General features: G+C 53.9%; 15 protein-coding genes and 1 pseudogene. 7 read left to right on the forward strand and 9 right to left on the reverse strand.

The features are described from left to right. Positions 1-8: 8 nt before the first annotated feature. Both gvpO and EIK79_RS07620 read left to right on the forward strand, forming a co-directional pair. Positions 9-554, forward strand: a complete 546-nt coding sequence (gene gvpO / locus EIK79_RS07615) for a gas vesicle protein GvpO (RefSeq protein WP_124954519.1) — start codon at positions 9-11, stop codon at positions 552-554. 124 nt (positions 555-678) lie between these two features. Continuing rightward, positions 679-1,677, forward strand: coding sequence for a zinc-binding dehydrogenase (locus tag EIK79_RS07620; RefSeq protein WP_124954520.1), 999 nt, complete (start codon positions 679-681; stop codon positions 1,675-1,677). A gap of 90 nt (positions 1,678-1,767) precedes the next feature. Here the strand turns inward: EIK79_RS07620 and EIK79_RS07625 are convergent, their stop codons facing one another. The 3 genes from EIK79_RS07625 to EIK79_RS07635 all read right to left on the reverse strand — a co-directional run bounded on the left by EIK79_RS07625 (position 1,768) and on the right by EIK79_RS07635 (position 4,530). Then, a complete protein-coding gene (locus EIK79_RS07625) occupies positions 1,768-2,544 on the reverse strand; it encodes an SDR family NAD(P)-dependent oxidoreductase (protein WP_124954521.1) in 777 nt (258 codons plus the stop codon). A gap of 88 nt (positions 2,545-2,632) precedes the next feature. Then, a complete protein-coding gene (locus tag EIK79_RS07630) occupies positions 2,633-3,526 on the reverse strand; it encodes an ABC transporter permease (protein ID WP_124954522.1) in 894 nt (297 codons plus the stop codon). Then, a complete protein-coding gene (locus tag EIK79_RS07635; RefSeq protein WP_124954523.1) occupies positions 3,523-4,530 on the reverse strand; it encodes an ATP-binding cassette domain-containing protein in 1,008 nt (335 codons plus the stop codon). Before EIK79_RS07635 ends, EIK79_RS07630 begins: the two co-directional genes overlap by 4 nt. Positions 4,531-4,584: 54 nt before the next feature. On the opposite strand from EIK79_RS07635, the gene EIK79_RS07640 reads away from it, so the two are divergent. Next, positions 4,585-5,208 (forward strand): TetR/AcrR family transcriptional regulator, encoded by a 624-nt coding sequence (locus EIK79_RS07640; RefSeq protein ID WP_124954524.1) that lies wholly within the window; start codon positions 4,585-4,587, stop codon positions 5,206-5,208. A 145-nt stretch (positions 5,209-5,353) separates the two neighbouring features. Here the strand turns inward: EIK79_RS07640 and EIK79_RS07645 are convergent, their stop codons facing one another. Beyond that, positions 5,354-6,037 (reverse strand): HAD family hydrolase, encoded by a 684-nt coding sequence (locus EIK79_RS07645; RefSeq protein WP_185715551.1) that lies wholly within the window; start codon positions 6,035-6,037, stop codon positions 5,354-5,356. Positions 6,038-6,223: 186 nt separating this feature from the next. On the opposite strand from EIK79_RS07645, the gene EIK79_RS07650 reads away from it, so the two are divergent. Next, on the forward strand, positions 6,224-6,988 hold the full coding sequence (locus tag EIK79_RS07650) for an SDR family NAD(P)-dependent oxidoreductase (RefSeq protein WP_221621706.1): 765 nt from the start codon (positions 6,224-6,226) through the stop codon (positions 6,986-6,988). Between the two features lie 35 nt (positions 6,989-7,023). On the opposite strand, the gene EIK79_RS07655 is transcribed toward EIK79_RS07650, so the two are convergent. From EIK79_RS07655 to EIK79_RS07675, 4 genes and pseudogenes are all read right to left on the reverse strand, one after another. Further along, entirely contained in the window at positions 7,024-9,369 is a 2,346-nt protein-coding gene (locus EIK79_RS07655) for an amino acid permease (RefSeq protein ID WP_221621707.1), read from the reverse strand. Between the two features lie 1,572 nt (positions 9,370-10,941). After that, a complete protein-coding gene (locus EIK79_RS07660; RefSeq protein WP_124954526.1) occupies positions 10,942-11,175 on the reverse strand; it encodes a PH domain-containing protein in 234 nt (77 codons plus the stop codon). 372 nt (positions 11,176-11,547) lie between these two features. Then, a pseudogene (locus EIK79_RS07670) lies at positions 11,548-12,716 on the reverse strand (ABC transporter ATP-binding protein). Further along, positions 12,716-13,774, reverse strand: coding sequence for an ABC transporter ATP-binding protein (locus tag EIK79_RS07675; RefSeq protein WP_124954528.1), 1,059 nt, complete (start codon positions 13,772-13,774; stop codon positions 12,716-12,718). The pseudogene EIK79_RS07670 and the gene EIK79_RS07675 overlap by 1 nt, the downstream one beginning before the upstream one ends. A gap of 345 nt (positions 13,775-14,119) precedes the next feature. Here EIK79_RS07675 and EIK79_RS07680 point away from each other — a divergent pair, with 345 nt between their 5' ends. The 3 genes from EIK79_RS07680 (at position 14,120) to EIK79_RS07690 (ending at position 18,914) form a co-directional block, all read left to right on the forward strand. Beyond that, the gene (locus tag EIK79_RS07680; RefSeq protein WP_124954529.1) at positions 14,120-15,928 is read left to right on the forward strand and encodes an ABC transporter substrate-binding protein; all 1,809 of its coding nucleotides are present in this window, start codon (positions 14,120-14,122) and stop codon (positions 15,926-15,928) included. Between the two features lie 107 nt (positions 15,929-16,035). Further along, positions 16,036-18,096 (forward strand): ABC transporter permease subunit, encoded by a 2,061-nt coding sequence (locus EIK79_RS18030; protein WP_185715552.1) that lies wholly within the window; start codon positions 16,036-16,038, stop codon positions 18,094-18,096. Between the two features lie 479 nt (positions 18,097-18,575). Then, positions 18,576-18,914 carry an oligosaccharide flippase family protein gene (locus tag EIK79_RS07690; protein WP_124954530.1) on the forward strand — a complete coding sequence of 113 codons (339 nt, stop codon included), beginning with the start codon at positions 18,576-18,578 and terminating at the stop codon, positions 18,912-18,914. A 109-nt stretch (positions 18,915-19,023) separates the two neighbouring features. Here EIK79_RS07690 and EIK79_RS07695 read toward each other — a convergent pair. Next, on the reverse strand, positions 19,024-19,645 hold a 622-nt coding region (locus tag EIK79_RS07695; RefSeq protein WP_221621708.1), incomplete at its 5' end, for a glycosyltransferase family 4 protein.

Genomic DNA, 19,645 nt, shown 5'->3' on the forward strand with positions numbered 1-19,645 from the left:
TGACCATTATGGAAGAACAAGACGTAACCCCGGAGGCGTACACGGTGGATGAGCTCTCAGATGAGATCGAATCGATCGATGATCCTGCGACGCTCAAGGAGATGTACGACGCCGAGACCGAACAGCAGAATCGAACAGGAGCCAAAGAGGCCATCGAAGCGCGACTCGAAGAACTGGACGCTGATGCCAATACGAAGGCGGAGTCCATCGAAGAAACGAGAGACGCGATCGAACGCAGTCTCGAATCGATCGACGGGACCGAAGACACGAGTGGCGACTCTGATGAGGCGGTACGCGGTTCCATCGGAGAAATCCAAGCGCACGTTCGTGATCGGTTGCCAGAGCTGATCGATCAACCGCTCGATTCGATTATTGAGGTGGATCGGGACGAAGAGGGGTGGCGAGTCATCGTTGAATGCATCGAACGACGTTCGGTGCCGGATACACAGGACATCCTTGGTCGGTATGAGATCCGTCTCGGTGCGGACGGACAGATCCATCGGTACCGGCGTCGCAACCGGTATCGACGGGACGACACCAGTCCCGTGGAGTGACGATCACGCTTTCGACGAGCCGTGACCGAAACGATAGCCGCCACTGTGTCGAACCTGTCGATCACCCGCCTTGTTCGCCGCAAGCATCGCATACTCCGCCGTGGCGACCGAACGTTCTCTCGATATGGCTTCGGAGATGACCGCCTACGTGATCGAAGAGCACGGCGATCCGGACGTTTTTGCTCGGACGACGACCGACGTTCCCGATCCTGCTCCGAACGAGATCCGCGTTGAAGTCGTTGCATCGAGTCTCAACCCCGTTGATTACAAGATTCGTCAGGGAGCGATCCCGGATTTCTCGCCCGAACTCCCCGCGATCCTTCACTGTGACGTTGCTGGCGTCGTTGACGCCGTTGGGGAGAACGTCACGACGTTCGAACCGGGAGACGCGGTGTACGGTATGCCTGGTGGTGCACGACGACACGGCTCGCTTGCTGAGTACGTCGTCGGCCATGCAGGAACGTTCGCTCACGCCCCGGAGACGATCCCGCTTGCGGACGCTGCGGCGCTACCGGTCGTCGCGCTCACTGCATGGGAGATGCTCACCGACAAAACGACCGTCGGTATCGGTGATGAGGTTCTCGTGTACGGCGGGGCTGGCGGTGTCGGTCACATTGGTGTTCAACTCGCTGACTGGCTCGGCGCGGACGTGACCGCAACGGCGAGTAGCGACGATAAGCGCGCGTTCGCGGCCGATCTCGGTGCCGACGCAACCGTCGACTACACCACGACCGATGTTGAGACGTACGTCGAAGCGCACGCCAGCAATGGCGGTTTCGATGTCGTTTTCGATCCGGTCGGTGACGACCACCTCCAAACGGCGTTCGAGGCTGTCTGTCCGTACGGAACCGTTGTGACGACCGAGTCGAGTTCGACGCAGGATCTCGCAGCGATGCACCAGCGATCACTCACTCTCGGGGTCGTCCTTGTCATCCTTCCTGTGTTGCTCGGAGAACGGCAGGCGCGGATCGGTGATGAACTCGCTGACATCGCACGTCTCGTCGACGACGGCGCTATCGAACCTCATATCGAGGAACGCTTTCCCTTCGCTGCTGTCGCTGACGCCCACCGGCTAGGAGAGGACGGCTCGTTCAACGGAAAGATCTTGCTCCTCAACGAGTAGCACTGCAGAAGCAGACGAACTCCGTCTATATCTTCACCTTGTCGCCAGAACCACTTAAAGAATCCACGCCTCCAATCGACGCGGTGACACTCAGGATTTGCTCCCCCATCCGAACGAAAGCCAGCCTCCGTCCGGGTGCAGGATTTCACCGGTCATGAAATGGTTCGCCTCTGCGAGGAACGTCGCGCAGTTGGCGACTTCCTCGACGGTTCCGAACCGTCCAAGCGGTGTTCGGTCGATCACATCAGCCTCCTCGAAACCGATCTCGTCTTGGGCGTCGTCTACCATCTCGGTTCGGATGTAACCCGGTGCGATGGCGTTGACGTACACGTCGTGTTCGGCCCATTCGACAGCCAAACACCGGGTGAGATTGTTCACTCCACCTTTTGAGGTGTTGTACGGTGTCCGTCCGGTTTGGCCCTGTTCACCCATCATGCTAGAGATGTTGATGATACTCCCACCGGAATCCTGTGCTATCATCTGTGTGCCCGCCAGTTTTGCGCCGATGAACGTTCCTGTCAGATTCACGTCGATGACGCGTTGCCAGTCGTCCACCGACATCTCCTCGACAGGGCCACGAATGTTTATTCCAGCATTGTTCACCCACACGTCCACGGAACCGAATTCAGAGACGGTTCGATCAACGAGCGCCTGCATAGCGTCCACGTCCGTCACGTCTGCTTCGATCGGCGTGACTGTCCCCGTTTCGGCAGTGATTTCTTCTGCAGCGTCGTTCGCTCGCGTTTGCGAGCGGGAGTTGACAACGACGTTCGCACCCTGTGCTGTGAACTCCTGTGCGATCCCGAATCCAATACCGCTGCTCGATCCCGTTACCACGGCCGTTTGACCGTCTAATGTGGTGGACATGACTGATGATTATCCCGCCGACTGTTGGTCATTTCGAAACGTTCACCGACCGCGGACTACTACAGCGAGTCGCGAAACGACTGTCCGCTCACTGCACCGCGGAACTCGACGCGCCGTGCAAGAAGTAGATGGCGACCGCTCCGAGTGCGAAGTCGAGCACCGCCAAGATCCCGAGTGCGGGAACGAGTGTGTTCCACACACCGCCAAAGCTAGTCACCTCGATGACGGTCATAACGTCTCGACCGAACATCAGGGCACGCGCGGCGTCGACACCGTACGTGATCGGATTGAGCGTGGCGACTGTTCGGACCCAGCCGGGCAGCACCTCGATCGGGAGGAATGCGCTTGAGAGGAACAACATCGGAAACTGTAGTACGTTCACTGCAATGATGGTTGACTCCTGATCACGGGTGAGGAGCGCCACCACGTTCGAGATCGCAGTGAACCAGATCGAAAACAGGATGGCGACGAGCACGATCCCGAACGCGCCGAACACGCCCGTCTTCACGTACTCGTTTAGCGATGCGCCTGTATCCAGCGTGAGGAGCACGTAGCCGAGCACGAGGATGATGGTGACTTGTACGACGATCCTGATGACCTCCGAAAGGGATTTTCCGAGAAACACCGCGCCGCGGTGGAGCGGCGAGACGAGCAGTTTCTCGAACATACCGCTCTCGATATCCTCGACCTGACCGATCCCGGATGTTGTTGCGGCAATCATTGCAGTCTGGATCACGATTGCCGGCACCAGATACGTAATGTAGCTCGCTTCCGTTCCGAGGCTCTGGCTGATCGTCCCTTCCATGATTCCGCCGAACACCTCTGTGAACAACACGAGGAAAACGAGCGGGTTCAACAGTGAGGACGTTACCACGAACGGATTCCGGACTGTCTTCATCAGCCACCGCTTCAGGACGATCCACGTGTCCCGAACGAAGCCGTTTCCGGTCGTCTTCTGTCCATCTGGCGTTTCGGCGCTCATCGAGTCGCCTCCGTGGTTGCCGTTGCTTCTGCGTCCACTCCATTGACTTCCACGTCGTTCCCGTCTGTGATCGTGAGGAACACGTCGTCGAGCGTCGGATCACGGATGTTGAATCCGGTGACGGTGATTCCTGCGTCCATCAGCGCAGCGAGAAGTTCCGTCCCTTGCTGTCTAGCTGCCGTCGATCGGATGCTGAGTCCTGTTTCAGTGCGATCGATCGGTGTGCCGTCGAACACGTCAGTCTCGGTGGCAACGCGGTGAGCGCGTTCGAGGGTCTCCTCGGGATCAGCGATTTCGATGTCGAGGACAGCACCACCGACGCGATCTTTGAGTTCGGCGGGCGAACCGGACGCGACGATTTCACCGTTTCGGAGGACGCCGATCCGGTCACAGAGCTGATCGGCCTCTTCTAAGTACTGGGTCGTCAGAAAGATCGTCGTCCCGCGCTCGTTAATGTGCTCGAAGTAGTCCCATAGCCGGTTTCGAGCCTTTGGATCCAACCCTGTCGTCGGTTCGTCGAGGAAGACGATCGGCGGCTCGTGGACCAACGCGGTCGCCGCGTCGAGGCGCTTTTTCATCCCTCCGGAAAACTCTTTAGCTGGTTTGCCCGCGACATCTGCGAGATCGACCAGATCGAGTAGGTCGTCGATCCGGGCGGTCCGTTCGTCGGCCGGCACCCCGTAGATCTCACAAGCGAACTGAATGTTCTCGCGCGCGGTGAGTTCGAGATCCACGCTGGTCTCTTGGGCCATATACCCGATCGACTCGCGCACTGCCCGCGGTTCGTCCGCAACATCGTAGCTGTTGACGGTGACGGTGCCTCCTGTCGGTTCGAGTAGTGTCGTCAGAACCTTTATCGTCGTCGTTTTGCCGGCTCCGTTCGCCCCGAGAAATCCGAACAGTTCGCCGTTCGGGATCGTGAGTGTGAGATCGGTAACGGCTTCCGTTCCGTCGGCGTAGGTCAATTCAACGTGTTGGGCGTCGATTGCGTTCGCCTCGCTCATGTCCGTCCGATCGAAGTGGCAAGACATATACTTTGTGAATGAATATTCATTCATATGGATGCACCAAAACCGTTCCAGTGCTCACCAGAGGACACCAATTCTCAGATCATGCAAGCGAGCTACGAGGCGCTGCGGAAACACGGTTATTCGGATCTCACGGTACAGCGCATTGGTGACGAATTCCCCAAGAGCAAATCTCTCATATATCAGCATTACGATGGGAAAGACGAGCTCCTCGTGGCGTTGCTCGAATTCCTTCTCGAACAGCTCAAAACCAATGTGCCGACCGACGATTTCGATGACGCACACGAGCATCTGAAAGCGCTTATCGAGCACACTGTGCCAGCGTCGTTCGACTCCGAACACACTGGTTTCATGGGTGCGGTCGCAGCGCTCCGTGGTCAAGCCCCCCACGACGACGCGTACCGCGAACAGTTCGCTAAGATCAGCGCGTTCCACCGGGAGCACGTGGCCGATATCATCCGTAACGGGATCGATCAGGGCGTGTTCCGAGACGTGGATCCGGAACAAAGCGCCGCGTTTCTCACGACGGCCATTCACGGCGTACGGAATCAGCGGGTGACCACCGGTAACGACGAGCCGGTTGAGACGTTGCGCCGTGAACTGTTTGCATACATCCGGATACGGCTACTCACCGACACCGAAAACGGACAGTAACCGACGGACCGGATACGTTGATACGACGGGTAATGACGCGAAGTCGCCGGCAGCCCGCCGTCTCTGTCCGATGCTACGGCCGGATCAGACAAACTATTTCGAATGAAATATCAGTACAGTGTTCGACTCCTCGAACGTCGAACCGTCACGTGCTGGTGAGTTCGTTGACGAGTGATCGCAGACCGGGGAACTCGTAGGTCGGTTCAGCAGATAGGGATAGATCGAGTCGGTGTTCCCGGCGCAGGAACGCCGAGTCGATCCCGGCCCGTTCGGCCGCGATGATATCTTTCTCGCTGTCACCGACGTAGAGGGCAGCGTTCGTGTTCAGATCGTCGAGAGCACGATTGATGTAATGGGGATTCGGTTTCTTCCGGTGTGCACCGACCACCGTCGGCTCTCGGCCGTAGTACGTTTCAAAGCGATCCATCAAGCCGTGGTGGTTGAGGATGAACTCGATTGTTTTGTGTTGGTTGTTGCTGACGAGACCGAGGGTATGGGTGAGGTCACGGAGGGCGTCGACATCGCTGTACAGCGCTTTCCGTCCGGTTCGAATATCTACTCGTTGAACAGCCGTCGCGTGTGCCTCCTGGCGCGGCCACCACTCTTCAGGATCCAGGCCGTACCGATCGTAGACCTCATCGATCGGAACACGGTCCTCGTGGATACAGCGCTGAACGAACGCCTCGTCGGCCGTGACGTCGAACTCGTCGAAGCTGTTGTAGACCGCCTCTATCAGTCGCTGGCGGTCGGTTCGTTCGATGAGAACGCCGTCGTTGTCGAAGACGACAGCGTCGTACTCACAGTCGATTGTGGGCGTCGACGCACACATGTGCAACTTGTACTAGATGAATGTGCCTCGACGCTTTTATTCTGTGTGGTGTCGGCAGATCTCCACGTTCTGCTTTTTGCGAGTCGCTGAGTGCGCGTTCGGTCGATAGCCAAAACAGCGATTCAGACTGTTTTCTAGTTCACAGAAACAGATCGTCAAGAGGATATACGATTGAACCATCAGTTCGTGACCGCACACAAACCTGAATGGGTTAGCTGGGAGGACGGTAGTTATGACCGGAGCCGGTCTGGAATCGGACGTGCATCTGCGCGTCGCTTCGCTGATGAAGGAACGAACGTCGTCGCTGATATCGTTGAGGAGACCGGCCGTGAAACAGTCGATCTCATTGCGGACGCTGGCGGTAACGCGACGTTTGTCGAAGTCGACGTTTCCGATCTCGGGTCGGTTGAGCGCGTGACCAGCATCGACGCGGAAGTGTGGGACAAACTGCTTGACATCAATCTGAAGGGCGTCTGGGCGTGTATGAAGGCCGAATTTCCTGTTATTGCGGAGCACGGCGGTGGCGCGGTCGTCAACACCGCTTCTGAGGCTGGCCTAGTCGGAATGGGTGGTCTTGCCAGTTGCTCGGCCAGCAAGCACGGTGTTGTCGGCCTAACGAAATCAGTCGCGCTCGAATACGCCAGTCGAGACAGCAGAGTCAATGCGATCGCACCCGGGCCGACCAAGACGAATATTCAGGCTAGCTTGGTGGATGCGCCTACTGATAGGTCGTCACTATTAGATCGGATCAAGACGGCCATTGAACTGCTTCGAACAGCGGTTCGGACGGTTCGAGCTGATTTCGACGCGTCAGCTATGCGTGACGTTCTGATGAACCGTATTGCGGATCCGGAGGAAATAGCTGGCGTAGTGGCCTTTCTCTGTTCATCCGATGCCTCCTATATCACTGGGCATACGGTGCCCGTTAACGGCGGTCAGACAGCAGACTGAACGATGTCGTTTTCTTCGGGGGCGACAGATCCCATCTACGGTGACCACCGCTTGAACCAACGAGCCGCTTTCGATGTGATTCCAAGGTCTCGTTTCGCCATGATGACCGTGTTTTCCGCCCGGTGACCAACCTCTTCAGGAATTGCACCGAACACAAACTGTTCTAGCAATCCTTCCCGAGTCGCGCCGATGATCGTAATGTCGTGCTCGGCTGACTGATCGATGATGGTATCAGCGACATTGGTTCCTTCCAACACTTGTTGTTCAGTGGGGATTTCTTCATCAATGTCAGCAGTGGTCGCGTCGAGTCGCTCTTTGGCGTCCGCCCAGTCCTCCTCGGACGCGGTGGGACCGAGCACACGCACGATATCGATTTGCGCATCGGTTGTTCGAGCGATCGACTGTGCGATCTCGGCAGCGAACGTCGAGTGTGGGCCTCCAGCGGTCGGCAGCAAAATCGATTCGATATCTTTGACAGGGCCGATTTTCTTGACCAGTACGTCACACGGGGCGTTGGTAACGACTGTATCGATATTACTGCCGAGTACGAAGTCGCGTCGGCGGCGCTGCTTCCCCCGCCACCCCATCACTAATAACTCGGAGTCGTACTGTTCGACTGTGTTCAAAATTGCTCGTGCGACATCATGGCCGACGCGGATCGTGCCTTTGACCGGGATGTCGGCGTCGCTCGTCTCGACGAATGAGATCGCCTGATCAATCACCTCGCGTTCGTCATCAATGAACTGCTCGCCTTGATCGATCGGCGTCTGCTGGGGCACCGTAACGACGCTAATAACGTGAATTTCGGCGTCACGATCCCGTGCCAGATCAATAGCAGTCTGCAGTAGCGATTCCACACTCTCTGGATTGGCAATTGGGACAACGATTTCCGTCTCCCGCGAGGCAGGTGACCGCTCGGCCACAACTATTGGGGTCTCCTCTTCGAGCTTTTCGGCTTCCTTCTCGGCTGAATAACCGTAGTAGATCACTAACCCAAGCGCCATCCAGATCGCTGTGACACTCAGAGCGACCAATCCTTCGTTGCCACTGCCAATACCGATCGCTGCCAACCCGAGTTCATAAATAATGAACGGCAGCAGGATGAGCAGGAGAACAATCCCGATAACTGGTGGCCACGGCATATAGGGGATCGTGTACGTGCGGGGGAGATCCGGATGGGTGCTTCGCATCTTGATAACTGTCCAGTTCACCTGTAAAAACAGCAGAATAAACATGATGTCTGCAGCAGCAGCGACACTTTCGATGGGGAGCGTGACAGCCATCACCACGATAATAATCATTGAGATAAATATCGCTACGTGTGGGGTTTTCTTCTCCGGGTGAATCTGGTTGAACGTCCCTGGTAGTACGCGGTCACGTCCCATTGCAAACGAGACCCGACTGGAGGAGTAGACCGTCGCATTGAGCGCACTGATAGTTGAGGCCAGCCCGGCGATAATCAATAGAGCGGCACCGTATGGGAGGAACTGCTCAGCAGCACGAATGAGTCCAAGTTCGCCGAGTTCCTGAAGCGCTTGCCAGACGGCTACCTCACTTGGCGGCCGCCCGATGTCTGCTACTGTGAGGAGTTCTGGCGTTATTTTGAGTCCACCGATCAGAGCGAACGCAACGAGGACGTACACCGGAACGACGATGAACAGCGAGTAGAAGACTGCCTTGGGGACGTTTTTCCCCGGATTAATGACTTCTTCACCCGATTGGACGATAATCTCGTATCCTTCGAACGCGATGAATGTAAATCCCATTGCGCCAATGATACCGGCGATACCTTCGGGAGCAAAACTGGGACGCGAGACGAATTTAGCTGGCCACGTCGGCGTACTAAACGTCGCCATGATCCCAAAGAGGATAAACAAACCAAGAATGACGAGTTTGATGACAACAACGACAATCTCTGCACTGCCTGTCTCTTCCGCACCGCGATAATTGATGTACGCGAACGCGACGACGATGATTGCCGCGATCGTTTTTTCGATGATATGACGGGTAATAACATCGAATAGTACGAAGCTGGTGCCAAGATCAGTGAAAACTACAAAAAATTCAGTGAGAAATACACCGAACGTCACAGCGTACAGCGAACACGCAACCGCGTGAGCAAACCAACTCATCCAACCTGCGTAGAAACCGTTTGGGTCTACCAGTGCCTCCTTGACCCAAAGATAGCCGCCCCCTGCTTCGGGGAATGCTGCACCCAGTTCAGCATACGAGATAGCGATGAAGCCCGCAACGATTCCGTTCAGGATGAATGCGACTGTGATCGCTGGACCGGCGATCCCCGCTGCAAAGCCTGTGAGTGCGAACACACCCGCTCCGATCATCGCCCCGACACCGATCATCGTGATGTCGAGCAGACTCATGTCACGAGATAGTTCTACCTCAACCTCTCTCGTTGATCCCGCATCCCCAGATTCTGCGGATGGATCACTCATTCACAAACTGAATATAAGAGATAGCCTTCATAGGTATACTGGTTTCAAATACATACAACGGATAGTTAGTCATACTAGTTTTATTATAATATTTGTTCGGTGCCGTTGCCTGTTCAGCAATGAATCATTTAAAACCATCAAAAGTAATTTCATACCAGAGACTGAGTGCTGCTTCTATGGTCATGAGCAATGGTCAATCAAGCGTTCGAGATGGGTCGAACAGCTTCTACACTACCATGACACACAACACCTGTGTTGGTCTACTCGTCAATAGGCGTCTTCTAGTTCTACGATAGGCACCGTCAACTGCGAGTGAAATAATTGACCGATTAGACTGCGATAGCGAGTAGGTACAATTGGTGGATCAACCGCAAAATCGCTGAGACAATGCTACAGTAGTCGTACTAACATGAATTCGTATTTTTGAGATTTCATGAGCTGCAGTGGTAGTGTAATATCTGCTCTTCTGCTCTAGAATTACAAGAGTACTGCTGTAATGACGGTCTCTCTGTGTGATGACTGGCAGAAATTGCCCTCCTCTCTGAATTAATTATTTTATTAACTATGTATTCAGATAATAATTGTTGGGGAATAGCGTATGATTCTCAAAAATAGAACGGTTCATATCAGTACTCAAATAATAATTACGAAGTAATTTCTAAAATCGAATGAACTCAGATCTGCTAAGCACGTAGTATCAATATTATACGGTTCTTTGAGTCCAGTGCGACGCGGTCTGTTGCCCCCACGGATCCAAGATCGGTTGTATTTTCGCTTTCGATCGCTCAAGAGAATCAGTTCTGTTAATGAGTTGTTCGTCAGCTTCCTCTTTCCACGCTACGCTCATCGTGAGTACTTCCGCTTCGGCCTCTGCGATGAGTATTGACCTTCGTATCGGACTTTTAGCTCACCGAGATAAATACGGTTTTCTCATCCAGAACAATCATAGTTATGAGAAAACGAGTAGTATTCGACTACCGTCTAGGTCATCCGTTCTGGATAGTAACTATCAATGTATGATTTGTATTGTATTATATCGTATCAAGATACCGGATTGCTATTCGACACTGCTTATTCTATAATAGAGAATAATGATTCAATAGAAGGAATAACTTCATACTTCAATTATATCCTTTCTACTGTCTCAACTTCGGTGTTCATCCGGCGACCGTTCCTAAAGAAACTGGTGGCTAACAGTTACGTTACTGATAGTTCTTTGACACATTACCACTCCAACATTCCTGTTGTGGGTAACTCAAGCTTTGCTTCCGCCGATTGCTCACTGATCGTAGTGCTACTACAACTGTGCACGCGTCGCCGTTTCCGAGAACCGTTGGAGACGTTCATGTTCAAACACCGCCTTCGATAGGTTGAGATGCTCCTGTTTTCACCGATACGATGCGAGTTTCACTATCGAGGGACGTACCGATGGCCGACAAGCGACCAACTGTCCATGAGTGCTTCCTTGATGGTGTGCGAGTTTAGGATCGCAGTGTTCGTTCAATCGGTTCCAGAGCGTTCAATCCGCCACTGATGCAGCGTCTCGGTACTGTATTTGAGCGCTAGAAGTGCAGTGTAGCCGATGCTACAGATAATCACCGCGACCATCGCATAGAGTATCAGAAAGCCGGCGACCGTGTTCAACCCTGCTGCTGCTGCGGTTACAGACAGTCCTCCCAACCCTGCTGCTGCCGGCACGAGAGCCAGTAAGTACGGGTGTTCGAACCGTTTCATGTACAGATCTAACATATTCCACAAATACACGTCTATCGATATCAATTATGTGGTTTTGTAAAATGATCACACATCTACTCCGTATCGTGGCGTAACCAATCGCTGTCTTTATTGATTCCAACATGGTATTCGCCGTCAATGCCCCAGCGCCCATCGAGTTTCAGTCACCAACTCTGGCTATCGATCTTTGCAGTCAGCGTTACAATGTTACTGTTACTGGGTTGGTCATTCATTTATCTTGAACCGGGAACGCCTTCGTACGTGATCGGACAAGTAAGCGCAGCTGTAATCGTTGTCGTCATTGCTGGAACGTTGCTGGTACTGTCTTCCGGTTGGGAGCCATTTTAGATCCGGATACACTAGGGGAGTTAGTCAGCCAGATGTTCCGTCGGCGCTGGCGTCGTCGACAGGGGAAGCAGTTCCTTCAGTATCCTCTGTCTTCGAGATCTCCGGACTCTGCCAGTATTCGTGGTCATCGTCCTGGCGGAAACACTTCGTCCGGTGGCGCCTGCGATCGTCGCCGTACAGTTCTGGCGTCTCTTGGCGACACGCTTCGCGTGCCTCTGGACATCGTGTGTGGAACCGGCATCCGGATGGGGGGTTGGTTGCGTCGGGGATATCGATCTTCCGAACAGGTGGCGACTCACGCATCGCTTCTTCAGCCTGTTCCGGATCTAGCATCGGTGTTGCCCATCGGAGAACCTTCGTGTATGGGTGTTGTGGATTCGTGATGATTTCATCAGCAGTCCCAATTTCGACAATCTCACCGAGATACATCACTGCTATTTTGCCCCCGGATTTTCCGGCCAGATATCGAGCATTCGCGAGTCGTGACTAATAAAGACGAACGACGTGTCGAAAAGCTCCTGCATTTCGAGGAACAGATCCATTATACCGATCCGAAGCGAGACATCAAGGGCACTGACTGCCTCATCAGCGAGAATCACATCCGGTTCGACCAGTAGGGACCGGATGAGTGTCACTCGTTGTTGTTCACCACCCGAGAGCTGGTGAACGTATCGCTCGGCGTAGTCCGCCGGAGGGTTGATACCTGTTCGTTTGAGCATACCAAGGATGCGATTTCGTCGCTCTTCGTAGTTGAGATGGGGACTCCAGCGTTTCAACGGTGCTGCAAGATTCTCACGTACTGACCGGTACGGATTCAGTGCCGCGCCCGGATCTTGATGAATGATCTGTAGCGAACGACGGATCTCTTCAAACGGGATATCTGCGTTCGATGTGCCGTCACGGACATCCCAGATGTCGTGTCCCCGGTACTCGACCGATCCACTAGTAGGACGCTGGAGTCCAACGGCTGCTTTTCCGAGGGTTGTCTTGCCACAGCCGCTTTCCCCTACTAGAGCAATCACGTCGTTCTCGTTGATGTCGAGCGAGACAGCATCAACTGCGCGGACAGCCGGGTCTGCCTCGATTCCCAGTCGGTCACTGATCCATGAGGGAACCATCGCGTTCATCATGGACGTGTCCTCGAAGTGGACCTCTAGGTTTGAGATCGAAATCAGCGGTGTGTTTGTAGTCATCACTCCTTCCCTCCGAACGAGAGCGGAACCGCTTTCGCAGCCGCCTCCCAATAATGACACCGTACCTCGTGTTCACCGTCGACACGGTACAATCCGGGATCGTCCATTTCACATCGTTCGTCGGCCACCGGACAGCGAGGATGATACGAACAGCCCTCCGGATGGTCGACCGGATCTGGACTCTCACCGTCAATCTGTCGCATCTCTTCAAGTGGCGTTGCAAGGTTCGGAGTAGATTTGAGCAGTGCACGCGTGTAGGGATGTGAGGCGTTTCCGAGAATGTCGTTTGCCCGTCCGACCTCGGCGAATTCGAAGGCGTACATCACTGCCAGCCGATCGGCAAATCCGGAGACGATCGGGAGATCGTGGCTGATGAACACGATCGTCAGGCCGTATTTGTCCCGCATATCGTAGAGCAGATTGAGGATCGACCGCTGCATCAGCAAGTCAAGCGCCGCGGTCGGCTCGTCCATCACTAGTACCTCTGGTTCCAAAATCAGGCTGAGAGCGATGAGCGCACGTTGTTTCTGTCCCCCGCTCAGTTCGTGGGGGAACGAGGTGAGCATTCGCTCCGGATCGAGATGCAGATCGGTGAACAACCTCTCGGCCCGTTCAAGCCCTTCGCCTTTCTCCCAGCCGTGGGCGTCAAGCGTTTCCTCAAAATGTTCCCGAATGTTCATAGTCGGATTGAACGCGCTCATCGCGCCTTGGAACACCATTGAGATCAGCTCCCAGCGGACTTCGCGTAGCTCCCATGGCTGCAATTCGAGGAGACCGATCGGTTCTCCGTTCTCTGGGTAATACGTGATCTCCCCGCTTACACTCCCAGGTTCGACAACAGCGTTCAGAAGCGAGTCCGCGAACATCGATTTACCGCTTCCGCTCTCACCGACGACGCCGAGTGTCTCTCCGCGGTAGATATCGAGGGCGACGTCCTTGAGAACGTGTGATGAACCCGAATCCATCTCAAACCGAACGTTCGTATCCCGAACCGTGATGATCGGCTCGTTCGTCGATCGGTTCCGATTCAAGGACACGTTGGTCGCTTCGTTTGCCATCGTTGATCACCTACCGTATTGTTTATTCAACCGAGACGGGTCTGCCCGGTGATACAACAATCTACGTTCACATATCATCCGATATAACGTCGTGACTAATGTTATAAATAGTCTTTCATCTATTGTTGATAGATGCTATAATGCAATAAAGTCATTTTACAATAAAGATATGCGGTGGTCTTTGCACGGGCGATCAGTACTGGATTGGTGTTTACTTTATTCCACTACTAAATAAATAGAAAATGGGTGGGATTACTCAATTCACGGTCTGAGTCGGACATCTGTAGCTGACTATAGTGGTCAACACCCATACATTTATTATGTATTACTCCTCCTTTGTAGAAGATGTCAGAGAAGCACAGACGGCCAGTAACTATCTCTCGGAGGAAAGTACTAGCAGCAACCGGAGCGATGGGCATTGGAACGATTGCAGGATGTCTCAGCAGCGATGATAACAAGGAACTACTTAATCAGGGACTCGAAACTGTTGCTGTCGATTACAACGAGAACTACGAGGAGGAGATGAACGAGGCGGTCCCTGGCGGCGCGGTTAATCCGTATAATGGAGAATACATCTTCAATCCGTACCATTCGTCATGGAATCCCGGTGATGCTCAGGAAACTTCTTTCGAATATCTCTTGGTCTACAGCACCGAGGAAGGTGGGTTCATCCCACGGGTAGCCAAGAATTGGCAGTACGACGCAAAGGCAGGCAGCACACGCGTCGATATCAGCGATAAGTATAGCTGGTCTGATGGAAGTCAGATCACGTCCGCCGATTTCGTGACGGCCCTGAAGCTACAAGCGTATCTTGAACAGGGCCTTGAAATCTATGTCGACCCGAGAACCATTACCACTGATGGGGACTACGCGTTTCAGATGGAACTTCGCGATGAGTACCACGGCATCGGGAAAGACCTGTGGCTGAATCAGTGGGCCGAAACGCTGTTAAACGTCTCAGAGGCTCAGTATGGGCAGTTTATCGAGCGGTTTGAGAGCGGAGATGACAAGACTGAACAGATCCAACAGGATGTCGTTTCGTTTGAACCGAAGTGGGATCAAGTGCTCTTTTCGGGTCCGTTCGTCTTTGTCGAAGCCAATGAGGAATACGCCGATCAGGTTCCGAACCCAGAACATCCGGTCGCACAGGACTGGGAATTCTATCTTCGGCACGGACAGGCCGAAGACGAGGAGGGACTCCGTGCGGGTGATGTTGACTGGGCACATAACAACCGGAATATAGATGATCTACCGAAAAAATACGACGTTCCGCCAGTCTCCTACTCTGGGCAGTCGTTTGCGCTCCTATTCGGGCCTGAAGACGAGTACATCCGAGACATCCCCAAAGTACGGCAAGCGATCGCACACGCCATCGATTTCGAAACGCTTGCTAACGAACTCGTTCCTGACACGTCGTACGATCGGTATTCGTGTGGTATCGACGCTGGCTACGTCGATCTCTTCGTTGCGGAGGAGGTGCTCGAAGCGATGACCAACTACATTCCCCCGAACCAGAACCGAGCGGCGCGATTGCTTGAGGACGCTGGATTCACGCGGGATGACGGAGCCTGGTACACGCCCGACGATGAGCGCTGGGAACTGAATTTCCCTGTCGGCGACTGGTTCCGAGAGTCGTCCGAAATGATCTACAATAGCTTGGACTCGTTTGGGATCAAGATTGACCACTACATCGAAGAGATGACGACATGGAAATCGGAAGTCGAGGACGGCTCTAAGTACGACATCAGCGTCCATCTTAACTACGGAATGGCACGGAAGTACCACGCCTACTCCGACCTTCAAAACGAGCTGTTCGGTCCGACTAGAGGGGCCGTCTCCGAGCTCGGTCTTTTTGACAACGAGGTTGAAGTTCCCGAAGTTGGGAACTCGAACGGGGATATGATTACGGTTAATCTTGAGGAAACTCTCAGCGCGCTCGCCACGACCAAAAATAACGATAAAATCGTTGAACACGCTACGAAACTTGCGTGGGCCCACAATTATCTCCTTCCTGGGGCAATGGTCCACCCTTGGAGCGAGCATTACTGGGTGAACGTGGGCGACTGGAATTTCAACATCGAGTCGAACGCTTGGTTGACATCCAATCGTATCACGCACTATTTCCTCGAACACGGCCTTGCACCAAGCAACTAATCAATGAGACGGTCTCCGATCTTCCAGCCACTGACACTACCGTGGTCGTGGACGATCAGTCTCCGTAGTGGCGATACTCGGACGAAATCAATACGCAGTAATAAAGTATGACAAACTGGTTGATCAAGCGATTGGGACAAGCAGCACTAACAGTCATTGTGGTGTTCCACCTGACGTTCCTGTTAGTTCGGATGATGCCCGGAAACCCGGTGGAAGCGATGATGGCCCAAGTGCTCGAACAGTATCCAGGAGATCCAGCGACTGCACGACAGATCGTCGAACTTCAGTTGAACGTACAGCCCGAGGAACCATTACACTCTCAGTATCTCAACTACATGGGATCGCTCCTTCAGGGGGATCTCGGCTATTCGATTTCACAGAACGCTTCGGTGAATCAGATCCTTGCCGAGGCTCTTCCGTGGACCGTTTTCTATATGTCCATTGCTATGGTCATCACTTTCGTGTCGAGCATTTGTCTCGGTGCAATTATGGCGTACTACGAGGGCTCCACGTTCGATACAGTGATGACTGGGGTCGCTGTAATCGAATCCTCGACGCCGTACTACGTCGCAGCACTCCTCCTGTCGTTCATTTTTGCATACCAGTTAGAATGGTTTCCCACAGGAGCTCGCTATCCAGGCGGTGTCGACATCGGCCTAAATTTGCCCTTCGTATTCGGAGCGTTACATCATGCAGCGTTGCCGATCATATCACTTATCGTTACAGGCGCTGCGGCGTCGCTCAGTATGCGTGGCAATTCGATCAGTGTTCTCGGTGCCGATCACATCCGCGTGGCCCGTTTACGCGGGCTTCCCCCGACACGGATCGCACTTCGGTACGTCATGCGGAACGCGCTCTTGCCGCTCTATACAGGGCTTTTGCTGACAGTCGGGTTCATGATTGGCGGATCGATCATCCTTGAAGACATCTTTAGCTATCGCGGCATGGGTTGGTACATGTTTGAAGGAGTCAACAACCGGGATTACCCGCTGATGATGGGGGGGTTCATGATCATCTGTATCACGGTAGTGATTGCAATGATCATTGCCGACATTACCTACAGTCGGATTGATCCGCGGGCCACGGCTGAGGGGAACAATAGAGAGGTTTACGGAAGTTCGACCGGGGTACCACTTCGAACACAGTTTACACGGTACGTCCGGCGACTCATCGGACAGACGGACGGCGAACGGAGTGAACACGGATCGACACGACACGAATTCATTGGCGAGGAAACGCCGGTTGCTGTCGATCGAAGGGAGGAAATTTATCGAAAACTCGATCGATCTGTGTTTGCACCGATAAAGATCATTCTGAGCGATTGGCGGGGAAGTGTTGGATTTTCGATTATTGCCGCGTTCTTCGCTATCGGCTTCATCGGTCCGCTATTTGTCTATGATCCGACAACGACGTTCGAGACGTGGATCTCACCAGTGGACGCAGGTCTCGATCATCCACTCGGAACAACGAACACGGGGGTTGATATCCTCTCCTTGATGGTTCATGGCACCACACCGGTTCTGATCATGATCATCACTGGCGCGATTGCAACGGTTTTCATCGGCGTCAGTGTCGGCACGGTCGCCGGATTTCGAGGTGGGACTGCAGACCGGATTCTGATGACGATCTGTGATATCGTGATCTCCATCCCCGGTCTCCCTCTCATCATCGTCATCGCAGCGATCGTAGAACCGCGACACCCGGCGATGGTTGGGGCTGTCCTCTCGATCGCCGCTTGGGGTGGTCTCGGTCGGTCGATCCGATCTGAAGTTCTTAAAGTCCGTGGATACGAATACGTTGAGGCTTCTCGGGCAATCGGTATTGGAACGGCACCGATCATCCTCCGAGATATTCTTCCGAACATCTGGCCGTACATCCTAATCAACCTTGCGAACAACGCGCGAAACATCATCTTCGCGTCGGTCGCCTTGTACTACCTTGGGTTCCTCCCGGTTAGCTCCCAGAATTGGGGTGTCGTCCTCAACAACGCAGAGGAAGCAGGAGCACTGTACACACTTGATCAGGTCCACTTTATCATCGCCCCAATCGTGTTCATTATCCTACTTTCAATGGGTCTGATCCTCCTCGCACAGTCACTTGACCGAATCAGCAACCCGCGAATCAGGGCCCGTCACGCGAAATCCGTTGACGACAATGATCCGACTTGAATCGAGTCATTTGCCGCTAAACTGTGAACGAGCGTCGGTCAGAATAGCCGGGGTTCAGGCACAATCCGTTACATTTCGATCGCCTCGCCGTTCTCGCCCCTGTCGTAGATGGCTGTGAGCGTTCGACAGTAGGTATGACCTCATCACAGGTCCACCAGCCCACCGACCATAGCGAACCGTCGAGGTTCGTCCGTCGATGTATTTTTTCTGCAGCGACCAGTTTGGCGAACGGTTCCCGAAACGGGCGTTTTGAGCCACACCTCGTGATCGACATCGTAGAGCCAAATTCCGCCTCCGAGATTCGATTGTGTGAGGTCCTTTTCCACGCCTGCAACAGCCAGCGACATCTTTCCCTTGAAAATGTTAATACCGGTCGAATACCACCATCGATATTCTGAGAGACAAGACTTGCACCGCAATCAGTGTGGCGTCTTGAATCCATTACAAACAGTAATTTGGATTATCTGTGGGGTCAACGGATGAGTAACGAGTCGAGCGGGCGTTTGGGCAGATTTCTCAAAGGGGGCTCGGTCATCTTCGTCGGGTTCATCGTGCAGTTGGGTATCGGTTTCTTGGGGAGGCTGATTATGGGCCGTGCGCTGGGCAACTTCCATTACGGACCGGTCAATATTGGTTTGACTGCCATGTCGACGGTTGGGATCATCCTGCTGTTTGGACTCGATACAGGGATTACCCGGTATCTCCCTCGGCAGGAGCTCTCATTGCCACTTTCGCCGGTGCTATCGCCAGTATCATCTTCAAAAATCTCGCTGCCGAGTCAGTCATACAAATCTTTGCGATTATACTCCCCTTCATGATTCTCATACGTCTAACCGGTGTACCATCCGCGGACAGCAAGCGGCAGTACCACGAGTGTTGCTCCAAAACATCTGAATCTTGATAGTTCTCGCGTTCGTCGCGCAGTGTTTAGGCATCGCGTTTGAGGAACTGAGAGATCGTCGTCGCTACTGCTGTCGCTGACACCGATTCGCACACGAGCTGTTGATCGAACTGACCGAGCACCTCCGGATTCGCGCCAACAGGAGTCGCGACCACAGGCGTTCCGCAGCTGAGTGATTCGATCGTTGAGAGACCAAACCCTTCCAATTCCTTCGTGGGGACAACCGAGCAATCAGCAACAGCGTAGTACGTCGGCAGTTCGGCTTCTGGAACGAAGCCCAGAAAGCGAACGTTTTCATCGAGACCGAGAGTGTGAACCTGTTGTTCGAGTGTTTCCCTAAGATATCCCTTCCCACCGATGAGTAACAGTGCGTCGGGGTGTGTCTCGACCACAGACTCCATTGCGTTGATCAGTAGGTCTACCCCAACACAGGGTTTGAGCCGGCGAAACGTGACTATAATCGGGCGGTCCGGGAGGTCAAGCGTCTCTCGTGTCGATTGTGTGTTTCGCTCGAAGGCAAACCGATCGGTATCCACCGCAAGCGGGAGGATTTCGGTGTTCGAGACGCTGCCGTGGATCTGTTCCATCTCATCACGCATGAACTGGCTTCGAGCTAGCACCCGATCAGCCGAACTGATCACATGCTGT

Origin of the sequence: Halocatena pleomorpha, assembly GCF_003862495.1 — an archaeon.
Taxonomy (GTDB): domain Archaea; phylum Halobacteriota; class Halobacteria; order Halobacteriales; family Haloarculaceae; genus Halocatena; species Halocatena pleomorpha.

Excerpts from the sequence above, each read along its gene's own strand:
- gvpO (WP_124954519.1), top strand. The coding sequence starts at position 9 with ATGGAAGAACAAGACGTAACCCCGGAGGCGTACACGGTGGATGAGCTC.
- EIK79_RS07620 (WP_124954520.1), top strand. The coding sequence starts at position 679 with ATGGCTTCGGAGATGACCGCCTACGTGATCGAAGAGCACGGCGATCCG.
- EIK79_RS07625 (WP_124954521.1), bottom strand. The coding sequence starts at position 2,544 with ATGTCCACCACATTAGACGGTCAAACGGCCGTGGTAACGGGATCGAGC.
- EIK79_RS07630 (WP_124954522.1), bottom strand. The coding sequence starts at position 3,526 with ATGAGCGCCGAAACGCCAGATGGACAGAAGACGACCGGAAACGGCTTC.
- EIK79_RS07635 (WP_124954523.1), bottom strand. The coding sequence starts at position 4,530 with ATGAGCGAGGCGAACGCAATCGACGCCCAACACGTTGAATTGACCTAC.
- EIK79_RS07640 (WP_124954524.1), top strand. The coding sequence starts at position 4,585 with ATGGATGCACCAAAACCGTTCCAGTGCTCACCAGAGGACACCAATTCT.
- EIK79_RS07645 (WP_185715551.1), bottom strand. The coding sequence starts at position 6,037 with ATGTGTGCGTCGACGCCCACAATCGACTGTGAGTACGACGCTGTCGTC.
- EIK79_RS07655 (WP_221621707.1), bottom strand. The coding sequence starts at position 9,369 with ATGAGTCTGCTCGACATCACGATGATCGGTGTCGGGGCGATGATCGGA.
- EIK79_RS07660 (WP_124954526.1), bottom strand. The coding sequence starts at position 11,175 with ATGAAACGGTTCGAACACCCGTACTTACTGGCTCTCGTGCCGGCAGCA.
- EIK79_RS07675 (WP_124954528.1), bottom strand. The coding sequence starts at position 13,774 with ATGGCAAACGAAGCGACCAACGTGTCCTTGAATCGGAACCGATCGACG.
- EIK79_RS07680 (WP_124954529.1), top strand. The coding sequence starts at position 14,120 with ATGTCAGAGAAGCACAGACGGCCAGTAACTATCTCTCGGAGGAAAGTA.
- EIK79_RS18030 (WP_185715552.1), top strand. The coding sequence starts at position 16,036 with ATGACAAACTGGTTGATCAAGCGATTGGGACAAGCAGCACTAACAGTC.
- EIK79_RS07690 (WP_124954530.1), top strand. The coding sequence starts at position 18,576 with ATGAGTAACGAGTCGAGCGGGCGTTTGGGCAGATTTCTCAAAGGGGGC.